This window comes from Bacteroidota bacterium, from assembly GCA_016699695.1.
GTDB lineage: Bacteria > Bacteroidota > Bacteroidia > Bacteroidales > UBA10428 > UBA10428.
The window spans coordinates 1,146,394-1,158,891 of record CP065006.1; the positions used below are offsets into that span (position 1 = coordinate 1,146,394).

Annotated in this window: 10 protein-coding genes and 1 tRNA gene; 1 reads left to right on the top strand and 10 read right to left on the bottom strand. The window is 42.3% G+C overall.

The window, feature by feature from the left end:
* Positions 1-73: 73 nt before the first annotated feature.
* The 8 genes from IPM71_04890 to IPM71_04925 form a co-directional block, all read right to left on the bottom strand.
* Positions 74-1,246: a GlmU family protein gene (locus tag IPM71_04890; protein ID QQS52072.1), complete on the bottom strand. Its 1,173-nt coding sequence runs from the start codon at positions 1,244-1,246 to the stop codon at positions 74-76.
* 130 nt (positions 1,247-1,376) lie between these two features.
* Entirely contained in the window at positions 1,377-1,643 is a 267-nt protein-coding gene (locus tag IPM71_04895; protein QQS52073.1) for a type B 50S ribosomal protein L31, read from the bottom strand.
* A gap of 184 nt (positions 1,644-1,827) precedes the next feature.
* Positions 1,828-3,009, bottom strand: coding sequence for a GNAT family N-acetyltransferase (locus IPM71_04900; GenBank protein QQS52074.1), 1,182 nt, complete (start codon positions 3,007-3,009; stop codon positions 1,828-1,830).
* Between the two features lie 111 nt (positions 3,010-3,120).
* On the bottom strand, positions 3,121-3,876 hold the full coding sequence (locus tag IPM71_04905) for a response regulator transcription factor (protein QQS52075.1): 756 nt from the start codon (positions 3,874-3,876) through the stop codon (positions 3,121-3,123).
* Positions 3,873-4,928, bottom strand: a complete 1,056-nt coding sequence (locus IPM71_04910; protein QQS52076.1) for a histidine kinase — start codon at positions 4,926-4,928, stop codon at positions 3,873-3,875. Before IPM71_04910 ends, IPM71_04905 begins: the two co-directional genes overlap by 4 nt.
* A 55-nt stretch (positions 4,929-4,983) precedes the next feature.
* On the bottom strand, positions 4,984-5,634 hold the full coding sequence (locus IPM71_04915) for a hypothetical protein (GenBank protein QQS52077.1): 651 nt from the start codon (positions 5,632-5,634) through the stop codon (positions 4,984-4,986).
* An 18-nt stretch (positions 5,635-5,652) separates the two neighbouring features.
* Positions 5,653-7,785 (bottom strand): TonB-dependent receptor, encoded by a 2,133-nt coding sequence (locus IPM71_04920; GenBank protein QQS52078.1) that lies wholly within the window; start codon positions 7,783-7,785, stop codon positions 5,653-5,655.
* Positions 7,786-7,983: 198 nt separating this feature from the next.
* A tRNA-His gene (locus IPM71_04925) sits at positions 7,984-8,059 on the bottom strand.
* Positions 8,060-8,184: 125 nt separating this feature from the next.
* Between IPM71_04925 and IPM71_04930 the strand changes: the two genes are divergently transcribed.
* Positions 8,185-9,048, top strand: coding sequence for a histidinol-phosphatase (locus IPM71_04930; GenBank protein QQS52079.1), 864 nt, complete (start codon positions 8,185-8,187; stop codon positions 9,046-9,048).
* 7 nt (positions 9,049-9,055) lie between these two features.
* Here IPM71_04930 and IPM71_04935 read toward each other — a convergent pair whose 3' ends face one another.
* Together IPM71_04935 and IPM71_04940 are read right to left on the bottom strand one after the other, a co-directional pair.
* Positions 9,056-9,526 (bottom strand): hypothetical protein, encoded by a 471-nt coding sequence (locus IPM71_04935; GenBank protein QQS52080.1) that lies wholly within the window; start codon positions 9,524-9,526, stop codon positions 9,056-9,058.
* Positions 9,527-9,844: 318 nt separating this feature from the next.
* Complete coding sequence (locus IPM71_04940) at positions 9,845-12,487, bottom strand: DNA gyrase/topoisomerase IV subunit A (protein ID QQS52783.1); 2,643 nt, start codon at positions 12,485-12,487, stop codon at positions 9,845-9,847.
* Positions 12,488-12,498: the final 11 nt, after the last annotated feature.

A 12,498-nucleotide genomic window follows, 5' to 3' on the forward strand; every position in this document is an offset into this window, starting at 1 on the left:
CATAAACCGACAAGCTGTCAGGCACAGGCGGTTTTACCACGGAAAAGGCTCATAGGCAATTGCTGTGCCAGCATTAAAAACGACGGTATTTATCGGTGTAATTAAAAATATATTGCAGTATTTTAAGATCCTGTTCATCGAGTGAAAGTTTACGGCGCCCCATCACAATGCGCGCTGTTTCAAGTGCTTTTTCAAAAGGATAGACTGAAAAACCAGATGCCCCGCCCCACGAAAAAGAGGGTACAAAATTGCGCGGAAAACCACTACCAAAAATGTTGGCACTAAAACCCACCACCGTTCCGGTATTAAACATGGTATTGATACCGCATTTCGAATGGTCGCCCATAATCAAACCACAAAATTGCAAACCGGTTGGGGCAAATTTCTCCGTGGCATAATCCCACATTTTCACTTTGTCGTAGTTATTCTTCAGGTTCGAATTGTTGGTATCGGCACCCAGGTTGCACCATTCGCCCAATACAGCGTTGCCCAGGTAGCCATCGTGCCCTTTGTTGGAATAAGCCTGCAACACCGAGTTTTGTATCTCCCCGCCCACTTTACACCATGGGCCTATGGTAGTAGCCCCATAAATTTTAGCGCCCATTTTAATGGTAGCGTGTTCGCAAAGTGCAAGGGGTCCTTTGATAAGGGCTCCGGGCATAATTTCGGCTCCCTCGCCAATATAAACAGGCCCTTCGGTAGCATCGATGGTAACAAACTCAAGTTTAGCGCCTTGTTCAACAAATATGTTCTCTGGTGCAAGTATGTTGTTTGTTTTGCTTATAGCTGCTGTTTTACTTCCTGCAGCAATCTGTTCGAAATCGAATCGCAGTGCAACATCATTTTTTTCAAAAATATCCCAGGGGTGCTCAATGGTTACTAAATGGCTCGTAAATTCGATTGTGTCGGCAATGTCCCCTGGAAGGTAGGTTGAGTATTTAAAGGCCACAAGATTTCCGCTAAAAGTGAGGCCTTGCTTGAATTTCAATGCAGAAATTGCTTTAACGAAATCGTGGTCGGGCAATACGCTAGCTGCCACAAAAATATTTTCTGCTTCGGTTATTGCCGGATATTTCGAAGCCAGGTAATCCTGAGTTTGCCAGCTAACCTGGTTGGCCACCCTCTCCCACTTCTCGCGCAGTGTTGTAATTCCTACTCTAAGTTCGGCCACTGGTCGGGTAAAGCTTAAGGGAAGCAGTGCTTGCCATTGGGGTCCATCAAACAGAATGAGGTTATTTAGTATCATTTCGATATTATTTGAAACAGCAATTTAGTAAGAAAGCACGAGGTATGAAAAACCATAGCTAAAAGGCGGGTGCATAAAAAAAAAGCCCTGCGTATAAGGCAGGGCTATATGGTGTTGAACCAAAAAGATATTACTTGGTTTTGTTGTCGATATGCTTTTTGTATTTGGTGTTGAATTTATCTACACGTCCGGCAGTATCGACAAATTTCATCTTACCTGTAAAGAAAGGATGCGAAGTATTTGAAATTTCCACTTTTACCAGAGGATATTCGTTACCATCGGTATGTTTTACGGTTTCTCTTGCATTAACCGTTGAACGGGTAAGAAATGTTTCTCCGTTGGACATATCTCTGAAGACTACTAGTCTAAAATTTTCGGGGTGAATTCCTTTTTTCATCAGAATAAATTTAATTTTTTGGACTGATGGAACATTCAAGTTACTGTTTTTGCAAACATTCATGTTTACATAACACTTGGCGTTTCATCGCTTATTGTTTAACAGATCGGTTTAAATATCTAAAACTGGAGTGCAAAATTAACTATTTTTTCTTTTATCCAAAGAATATCTCACTTTTTTTTACTCAATATTGCTTTCCTTCAAATTCATTTGTAAAGCGCTCGAATGGTAAGCTATCGTCGAAAAGCTTTAGGTAGGTTACGTGAGTTTTTGCATGTGTTGCCCCACTTGAAGTATAGGTTCCGCGCATTTTTTTGTTGTAATCGCCTACCCAGCTTAATTCAAGTTTCTGAATTTGCTGCTGTTTCTGAAGAGTATTCAATAATTGGTAAAACAAAGCACCTGCAATGCCACTGTTTTGCTGATCGGGTGCTACCCCACCCACAAAAACGCGCACACAGGTAATTGCACGCTTTTTATAGTAAAGAAACTTTAGTTTATTGATAATATTGAGTTTGCCATTGCCAAGCTTTACAAGTACTTGGTTTAAATCGGGCATCACACCCAAAAAACCTGCTACCTTCCCTTTATCAAAGGCAAACCACATCAGTTTAGGATCGAGTATGGGTTTTGACTCCAATAGCATCTGGCGCACATCATTGGCCTCCAGAGGCATATAGTTGTCGTGGAAAACCGACCAGATTGCGTTGTAAATTTCCACAAAATGATCCACAAATTCATCGAGCTTATCCCAGGTAAGGTGTTCGAAACGGTAATCGGGACGCGTAGATACGTATTCGGCAAACTTCACCATACGCTCGGGCCAGCCACTGTGTACGTCCTTTTCGTAAGAAATTTGTTCGAAATAGTTTTTAAACCCATAGGACTCAAAGAGGTTTTGATAATAAGGAAAGTTATAGGGCATGGCATAGCATTGCTGTTTAAAACCCATTACCAGTAAGCCCCAGTGGTTGTAATTCTCGCCAAAATTAACAGGGCCCTGCATAGCCTGCATGCCACGTGCAGCCAGCCAGTTACGAGCCGAGTCAAAAAGCAGGTTGGCTGCCTGTTGGTTGTTTATACATTCGAAAAAACCACAAGCCCCGGTCGGATACTTAAAATGGTGAATGAGGTTATTGTCGTAAAAAGCAGCAATGCGACCTATGGGCTGGTCGCTTGCATCGTCGTAAAGCACCCAGCGTATAGCCTCGCCATAACGAAATTTTTTATTCCGCTTCGGGTCGAAAATACCTTCGATCTCCACATCAAGCGGACACACCCAGTTTATATCGTAACGATACAATCGTTTGGGCACATCGAGAAAAACCTGCTGCAATTTTTTGCTTGTAACTTCAACTAGTCTCATGCTTTTTCAATAGATCGCACAAAAATACAACAATGATTGACTTTTAAAAACCTGTCTGACTGTATTTGCTTTTAGATCCATTAAGCCCATTTTCATACCACAATAAATAACCTACTTACCCAGCCAATCTTTAAAAAGAGCCACACGCTCGCGGCTAATGATCAATTCCTCGCTGGAATTGTTGGTAAGAATTACACGCAGCCTGCTACTCGAATAAGAGATAATATCTTTGATGGCGCCGGATGCAATAATATATTTTCGGTTTATTCTGAAAAATTTTGCAGGATCGAGCAGTTCGGTGAGCTGATCGAGCGAATAATTTATATCATAATCGCGCCCCTGAAGATTTTGAAGAAAACTTACCTTTTCCATGCAATAGAAGCATTGTATCTCGTCGGTAGTAAATACTTTAATATGCTCACCCACTTTCACAACAAATTTATTCTTGTAACTATTGGTAAGGGTTTTTAATACCGTGTCGAACAGGTGCGCCGGGTAGGCCATTGATTTATGGCTACTTTTAAATTTTTCAATTGCAGCTACCAGTTCATTGAAATCGATGGGCTTAAGCAAATAATCGATGCTGTTTAGCTTAAATGCCTTAAGGGCATATTCGTCGAAAGCTGTGGTGAAAATAATAGGCGATGTCACCTGAGCTTGTTCGAAAATCTCAAAGCTTAGACCGTCTGAAAGCTGAATATCCAGAAAAATTAAATCGGGTGCCTGGTTTGATTCGTTAAAAAATGCTACCGCTTTTCGAACCGATTGGAGAGTGTCGATTATGCAGATATTTTTATCGTATTTAAGCAGCATATCGGCAAGCCGGGAGGCTGCAATTTTTTCATCTTCGATAATTAAACAATTCATTGGTTGGCTTCTGGTATAAGTGGTATTCTAACAATGAATTCATCAGAGGGTTCTTCAATTATCACTGGCAGCGAAGTAACAAAAGAATAGCGGCTCTTTAAGTTTTCGAGACCTATTGGTTCATTGCCGGAAACACTGCTCTTTTTTTGAAGGTTGTTTCTTACTGTAAGATACGGTCCCTCTTCAACAAGCTCAATTACCAAAGGCTGTTCATCGTCAATGATGTTATGCTTAATGCAATTCTCAATTAAGATTTGAACGCCCATTGGAACTAAAAGATTTCTTTTCTTTGAAATATGTGTATTCACAATCAGTCCATTGCCATAACGAAGTTTTGCCAAAAAAATAAAATCGTTCACAAACTTCAGTTCTTCTTCCACAGCAACCAACTCCTTATTTCTCTGCTCCAACACATAACGGTAGGTGTTGGAAAGATGGCTTATAAACTCTACGGCTTTTTTCTGATCCTGCTCCACCAGGCCGGCAAGGGTATTCAGACTATTGAATAAAAAGTGTGGGTTTACCTGGTTTTTTAAAGCTTCATATTGAGCCAATAGACTCTCACGCTCAAGAGTTTCGGCCTTTTCGATTGATTTTTTCCAGAAAAAAACCAAATAACGCGAATAATAAACAGAAACTACAATCATATCGATGGAAAAGGCAATGAATGCACTGAATACAGTATTATTAAACATCTGTTGCCCTTCGTAATGAAGAAGGTATTTGTAAATAATCAAAGGAACGGCAATGCTGGCAAGAATTCCGAAAAAAATAAACGCAAGCAATGAAAGGGTATTTGCTTTGTTCGGATTCTTTTCCCAGTTCAACCGTTTGCCGGTTTGATAGCCAATGGCCCAGTTGCCAAGCCAAAAAACCACTCCATAGCTAAAGCCGTAGACCACGCTTGATAAATAGTAACGAAGACTGGAAAATATTTCGCTCCCCGAAAAAAGTAAACTGATAAGGGTTGGGGCTGCTATAATCGATAAAAATACTCCAGTAATTACCAGAATTGTATTGAGTCGTTTACGCTCTTGTTTAAAATCTTTCATGGTTTTCAAAATAAGCGAAAAATCTGCTGTTTTGCAGATTTTTCGCTTCGATAAATTAATTTGTTGCCAGCGAAGCACAATTGTTAATGTAAGTTTGACAATCCTCTGCTCCCCAGTTTGGATAAATTGAACCTTTTGGGTGAAAATTCTTAAACAATTCAGCTGCCATTCCAAATACAGGGCAGGCTGCTTCCAGACCTCCGCCGTATTGTTTGGGTGTATTGAACACCGAAAGAGCCTGCAGGTAAACTGGTCTCGGGTTGCTGGCATCATAAGCCTGCGCGTCATTGAAACAAGCTGCTGCCTTGCCGGAATATTCCTGTCCATAACGGGCTGGATCAATGCCAATGTAGGCCTGATAAAGCAGGCCTTGCAGTGTGTGAAGCTCCGATTCTTCCGGGGCTATTTTCAAGGCCTTGGCAATCTCGTTTTGGGCTTTTTGAAGAATAGCTTCCTTCTGAACCGGATCAGCCGAATTAAAAGCAGAAATAATTTGCAAGTAGGCCGAATAGTAAGCTGGCAACCACTGCTGAGGTTCTGCTGCCGAAAGGCGCTCGAAGTAATTGGATACGCTTATAAAATCTTCTGCCGACTGAACAGCAGTAAGGTCTTTGAGGCCTTTAAGAATAGCCTCGTCAAGGTTTTTCTGGGCATGCAGGCTGATGCCTGAAAAACTAATCAATGCAATAAATAATAGTGTTTTCATGATACAAAAATTTAATGGTTATTTAAATGAAATAAAAAGTCCGATTATGATTGTCCGGCGTGTAGCCGAAGAAAGCGGTGTGGATTGGTAAACCCCATCCTCCGAGGGAGTTTCGGAATAGGTGTAGGAATAAATCTGATTTAACCCCAACAGGTTACTTACCGATAAATGAACCACGGTGAAATTCCCAAAGATGTGTGTAAGGTAACTCAGGTTTCCACTCAAATCGTGATTCGTTTGTGCACGTCCCGACATAAAAGCATTGTCGTTCGGATTATTGTAAGGTCGGCCGCTGGATACACTGTACGAAAAACTTAGCTGAGTGTCGATGGGGTCTAACCATCGTTTATAGGCCATGGTGAGGTTGTGGCGCGAAATAAAATCGGGAGTAACCGACTCCGGATAATCTCTGTACATCCGCTTGCTATCGATCAGGGAATATGATATCCAATAATCTGTGTGCCGGAAAGTTTGATTGTCGCGCCAAAACAAGTCAATGCCACGCGCATATCCATATCCAAGGTTTGCCAGCTGCTCGTATTCGGCAAATTCTCCGGGTTGATAACTTACTAAGTTCTCGTATTTTTTTAGGTAAATTTCGCTACGAAAGACTCTGTTCAGTGGCTGATACTGATAGTTCAATATAAAATGATAGGCCCGCTCGAAATCTAATTGGTTTGTATACTTTAAATATCCGGGGGCGGGTTGCTGGTAATATGTACCTGTAGCGAAAGAAACCTGGTTGTATTTGTTTAGTTTGAAGGCTAAAGAAGCCCTCGGGGCCAGATTGTTTTTGTTGGTATACGAAGAGAATTCCCCCCTTGCTCCAATTCGAACAGCCAGGCGATCCGAAGCTTTTATGTCGCTTTCAACATAGGTCGAAACCAAATGATCCAGGATACCCATTGTTATGTGCATTGCTGTATCGTTTTCTTTAAAACCAAAATCGGTAGAAAGGGAGGTAAGCTCAGAACCAAATTTTAAGGTAAAGTCTTCGGTAGTATAGTTCACAAAACCTAAGCGGGCATAAAGTGTCGAAAGGGTTTCGTCCATTTTTAAAGCATTCACTCCTGTTTTATCGTGGTTGGTGTTGTAGGCTACCCCCGACTTTAACAGCCACTTCGGATTTATCTCGGTATTGTAAACCGAATTAACCAGAAGATTTGAATTCGAAAGGCTCACTAATTGGCTTCCATTAAAACCGGAAGGATAATGAAGGCTGCTTTGCGAATTGGAATAACTGCCATAGGTTTTAATCATGCCTGTTTTTCCTGTCTTCTGGCGGTGACTAAAACTTCCGTTGATGGTTTCGGGGTAGGCTTCCCAATCTAAATTGTGCTGCGCCATTAAAAAATAGGGAGCCATGTTGGTATAAAATCCCTCGGCACTAAAAGCCGACCGAGGCCTGCGAATCGTATGCGACAATCCGGCTCCGAGATTGAGCAGCGATAAACTGGTTAAGTTCTCGTCGAACAAGCCGGGTGTTTTAAGTTCCAATATACCCGATAAAGCTTGCCCGTATTCGGCAGAATATCCGCCTGTGCTAAACATAATGCCATTAAACATAAAAGGCATAAACCGGCCGCGTGCTGGCAAATCGGGCATAGAAGAATAATAGGGCGATGATACCAGCAAGCCATCGATGTAGGTGCTGGTTTCATTGCTTTCTCCGCCACGAACAATAATTTTACCTGTTTCGCCTTGTTGCTGAGAGCCGGGAAATGAACTCAAAGCTGAATAGATATCACCTTCGGAGCCGGCTGTTGTAGCCACTTCGATGGCATTTAGAACTACTGCCCTTTTTTTATCGCCCGCTTCAAAGGAACCGGCACTAATTACTACCTCATCAAGCACTTCCGCTTCGGGGACTAACACAATTTGTAAGGCTTGTAACGCTGTTTCGACATCAATTTTCTGCTCGTGTATTTGATATCCTATAAAACTAACTACCAGTATTGCATCGTGGTCGGGGCATAAAATCTTAAAGCTTCCATCGACAGCAGTGGTGGTACCCTCATAGGTACCTTTCAAATATACATTGGCCCCCACTTGAGGTTGGTTGCTATCATCGGTAACAATACCGCTGATGCACTGCTGGGCATTTAAAAACCCTGAAAGAAAAATACCGGACAAAATTAAAATATGCTTCATGTTCGGAGGTTTTTACAACAGGCAGCTTGTTTGACTGTGTGATTTCCGAATCGAAATTCATACTTTATAGCGGGCAAATAAAATAAATGAAGACAGGCCGTAGAATGTGGCAGATGAATTGCGTTTTTTTCCGACCAATCGTTTTTGGAGATTGTTGCCTGGGGACTAAAATGAAAAAAGCCGGCAAAACCGGCTTTCGGGTGGAAGAGCGGGTTTGAACCGCCGACCTCTGGAACCACAATCCAGCGCTCTAACCAACTGAGCTACATCCACCATTTTAAGGACTGCAAAGATAATTATCTTTTTTAAATACAAATAAGGCGGCGATTTTTTTTCAATCCCCGTCATAAATTTCTTTCAGGCTATCTTTACGTATAATACCTTGCAAAAAATATCTATATGCCCTGGTGCAATTATCATAGTCACTCGAATTATTGCGATGGCCAACTTAGGCCTGAAGACTACCTTAAAAAGGCTATAAGCAAAGGCATGTATGCCTGGGGTTTCTCAGCCCACGCGCCGGTTCCTTTCGAAAGCAATTGGAGTGTTTCTCCTGAAAATCTTCCAGTTTATCTTACCGAAATTGAGCAACTTAAAAAACAATATACCCATCAACTGCAAGTATATTGTGGTCTTGAGATAGATTTTATTCCCAACCTGGCCGGCAGGAAACTATACTTAAATAAAGAACATGAACTGGATTTTTACATAGGATCCATTCATTTCGTCGATTGCTTTGCCGATGGTACACCTTGGAACATCGATACATCGCCGGAGTTGTTTCTGAAGGGCTTAAAAGAAATATTTCGGAATAACTACCGGAAAGCAGCTACCCGTTTTTACGAACTCACCTGGCAGATGCTTCAGACTGAATGCCCCGATATAATAGGCCACCTCGATAAAGTAAAAATGTATAATGCAAATTTCGGTTTCTTTTCCGAAACCGATTCCTGGTATCGCACCTTGCAGGATAAGACCCTTCAGATAATTAAAAATTCAGGTTGTTATGTTGAAGTAAATACCCGCGGATATTACCGATACCAGCAGGCTGACCTTTATCCGGGCTACTGTATGATTGAGAAAATGGCCAGAATGGATATTCCTTTAGTACTAAACTCTGACGCGCATCATCCCGACGATGTGTGTGCCGGATTTGATTATGCTGCAGCGATATTGCAAAAATGCGGATTACAATACTTGTGGGTTCTGCTCGATGGCCGTTGGCAAGCAAAAAAGTATACTGCCCAGGGAATCGTACTTTGATAAAAACTTACTTCCTTAACATTCCCGATTCGTCATAACGTTGCCATTCGCCGGTTGGTTTGTTGTTGCGATAAACACCTTTTGCTTTGATTACCCCGCTGGAATAACAGCTCAGGTACTGACCGTCGAGTTGGTCGTTGGTATAGTTCACCTCATAAAGTGGTTTACCATTTTCGGTATAACCCTTCCAGGTTCCTGCGAATTTCCCGTTTTTAATCTCCCCTTCGTGCTTAATCTGTCCGTTTTTATAGTATGACAAACGCTGACCATTCAAAACGCCATCCTTAAAATGCATTACTTCCTTCAGAATCTCACTCTTGTTGTAATAAATGTGGCAGGTGCCGGAAAAAGGCTCCACGCGATCTTTCAGGTAGAAAATATCCTCGGGGAGCTCATTTTCATTCAACACCACGGTTTTGTTGGTACACGACAGGGTAAAAACTGTTGTTATCGATAATATTATGGTTGTAATCTTCATTGATTGTGAATCTATTTCTTTTAAATCTATTCGGTTTAACGACCACTTAGGGTATAGGTTGAAATAAGTTGGTTAACGAAGCCTTTTTTTTTACGAAATAGAAATAATGGCCGATTAACCTCTTGAATGGTTCGAGTGAGTGCGCCCAGTGCCAATGACAAAACAACCCTATTTCAGGAGCTATGCTATGGATGAATAAGAAATTAAAATAGGTTGTAACTGTCCCTTGTTAACCGTCCATAAATTAGTATGAAAAGAAAAATGCCTCCTGATATCAAACATCCAGGAGACACTTTAATTCTTATAACCAACAGAACTTTAACCCAAATTCAAAGACATTTGCTCGCCAGTATACCCACCGGCAGGCTTAAAGTCATCCGGATTATCGTCAGGGCCCATATCTTCAGTTTCTTCGGGCAATAAATCCTGGTCCGGATCATCGGGCTGACGGATGGGTTCTAGCTCTGCTATTTTTTTTACTGTGTAATTCGAAAGCCTTTTCCCTTTGGCCCTGAAACCCTTTACAGCAATAAAACTCTCGCCGTCGACTTCTTCATCAGGGCGATCTTTGTGTTTACCACCAAACTCGAGTTTTAAACGCGGGAATAACTCACTGGTAATCAATACCAACTCATCTTCGCCTTCCTCAGAAAGATAAGGCAAAAGCTTGTCGGCCTGTTCGGCGGTAAATCTTTTTATGTAATGATACTTTTGCTCTTTGTCGAAATAAACTACCGTATACACTCTGTTGGCATCGAAATGTTCAATACGCTGAAGCCCGTCTTCGAAATGGGTAGCCATATCAGGCTTGTAAGTACAATAATTACCATCGGAATAAAAAGCAATGATACGGTCTTTGCTTCTATACTCACCCAGATAAGTGCCCCGTCCATCGGTGTTGAGTCTTTTTACATCGTCGTCGAACCAGATTTTAAGTCCGCCAAGGGTCGATTCGCCTTCGCTTTTTACATCAATCTTATGAATGGCATAGCGGGTTAAAATATTTCCCTGCGAATTACGGCCCTTAATGGCCAGTTCGCTAAAAGAAAACTCCACATGCAAGCTTCGTAAACGCGGTCTGGGCTTAAGGGTTACCTTGAGAATTTCCGCTTCACCATTGGTGTTGACTGATAAGTAGAGTATTTTCGAGTCTGGCTCGCCACGGGTTAGGTCATATTCCTTGTCGCGGGTAATACCGGTAATGGCGCAACGCTTGGCCATAATACTTCCGTTAAGGCCATCGCGGTATACAACATTGTAAATGGTACGGTTGTCGTTGCGCTTAAACACTCCAACATGAATGAGGTTCTTACCTACAAAAGCCTTTTCAGAAACTTTAGTGATGACATATTTGCCATCGCGGCGAATGCTGATAATGTCGTCGATGTCGGAACAATCGCAGATGTATTCTTCTTTTTTCAGACCTGTACCTATAAAACCATCTTCGCGGTTCACATAAAGTTTTTCGTTGGCCACTGCCACCTGCGTAGCTGCAATGTTATCGAAATTGCGCAATTCGGTTTTTCTTTCTCGGCCTTTGCCGTATTTTTTCTTTATCTGTTTAAAGTAATTAATGGTGTAGGGTATGATATTAGCCATGTGGCTCTTTACCTCTTCCATCTCGGCTTCTAGCCCTTTGATAAACTCATCCGCTTTAAGCACATTGTACTTTAAAATCCGGCCCATTTTAATTTCCAACAGCGTGGCCAGATCATCGAAGGTAATTTCGCGGCGGAATTTTGGTTTATAGGGTTTAAAACAACCGTCGAGAAAACTCAAAGCTGCTTCTCTGCTTTCAGCATCCTCATAACCTTTTTGCTTGTACATGCGCTCCTCGATAAAAATACGCTCGAGCGAAGATTTATGCCATTGGTCTTCCAGTTCCGAGAGTCTGATTTCCAGTTCGCGGAATAGCAGTATGCGCGTCTGCTCAGCAGAATGTTTTAGTATGTCGGTTACTGTGAGAAATAACGGCTTGTTTTCCTTTACCACACATGCATTTGGCGAAATTGGAACTTCGCAGTCGGTAAAAGCATACAAAGCATCAATAGTAAGGTCTGGCGAAATACCGGGAGCCAGTTGAATCATAATTTCTACATTGGCAGAAGTATTGTCATCGATTTTTTTTATTTTGATTTTTCCCTTATCGTTGGCTTTGATAATGGACTCGATTACCGACGATGTGGTGCGGCCAAAAGGAACTTCGGTGATACAGAGTGTTTTGCTATCTACTTTGTTTATTTTGGCTCGTACACGAATGTTCCCCCCTCTCAGACCATCGTTGTATTTCGAAACGTCGACCATCCCGCCTGTAGGAAAATCGGGATACAACTCAAACTTCCTGCCTTCGAAGTGCGCCACACAGGCATCGATAAGCTCGTTAAAATTGTGCGGCAAAATTTTCGAAGCCAAACCCACCGCAATTCCCTCTACCCCTTGAGCCAGCAAGAGCGGGAACTTCACAGGCAGTGCAATTGGTTCGCGGTTACGTCCGTCGTAAGAAGCTTTCCAAAGGGTGGTTTTCGGATTAAATACTACTTCGAGTCCAAATTTGGTAAGTCGTGCCTCGATATACCTTGGTGCAGCAGCCCCATCGCCGGTAAGAATATTACCCCAGTTGCCCTGTGTATCGATCAGAAGGTCTTTCTGCCCTAGTTGAACAAGGGCATCGCCAATGGAGGCGTCGCCATGGGGGTGAAACTGCATGGTGTGGCCAATCAGGTTGGCCACTTTGTTGTAGCGCCCATCGTCCATCAGGCGCATGGTATGCAAAATACGACGCTGAACAGGTTTCAAGCCGTCGTCGATATGAGGTACAGCACGCTCAAGGATTACATAAGAGGCATAATCGAGAAACCAATCGCGGTACATGCCCGACAGCTTGGTTACGTGAGTGGGTTTATGCTGATCGCCCGGCTCTAAGTCTGCCTTGTTCTGCTCGTTGGGCAGCAGCTCATCCATTTCCATCTCTT

Bases quoted from the DNA above. Each gene is read 5' to 3' on its own strand.
- IPM71_04890 (QQS52072.1), bottom strand. From the start codon at position 1,246: ATGATACTAAATAACCTCATTCTGTTTGATGGACCCCAATGGCAAGCA.
- IPM71_04895 (QQS52073.1), bottom strand. From the start codon at position 1,643: ATGAAAAAAGGAATTCACCCCGAAAATTTTAGACTAGTAGTCTTCAGA.
- IPM71_04900 (QQS52074.1), bottom strand. From the start codon at position 3,009: ATGAGACTAGTTGAAGTTACAAGCAAAAAATTGCAGCAGGTTTTTCTC.
- IPM71_04905 (QQS52075.1), bottom strand. From the start codon at position 3,876: ATGAATTGTTTAATTATCGAAGATGAAAAAATTGCAGCCTCCCGGCTT.
- IPM71_04910 (QQS52076.1), bottom strand. From the start codon at position 4,928: ATGAAAGATTTTAAACAAGAGCGTAAACGACTCAATACAATTCTGGTA.
- IPM71_04915 (QQS52077.1), bottom strand. From the start codon at position 5,634: ATGAAAACACTATTATTTATTGCATTGATTAGTTTTTCAGGCATCAGC.
- IPM71_04920 (QQS52078.1), bottom strand. From the start codon at position 7,785: ATGAAGCATATTTTAATTTTGTCCGGTATTTTTCTTTCAGGGTTTTTA.
- IPM71_04930 (QQS52079.1), top strand. From the start codon at position 8,185: ATGCCCTGGTGCAATTATCATAGTCACTCGAATTATTGCGATGGCCAA.
- IPM71_04935 (QQS52080.1), bottom strand. From the start codon at position 9,526: ATGAAGATTACAACCATAATATTATCGATAACAACAGTTTTTACCCTG.
- IPM71_04940 (QQS52783.1), bottom strand. From the start codon at position 12,487: ATGGATGAGCTGCTGCCCAACGAGCAGAACAAGGCAGACTTAGAGCCG.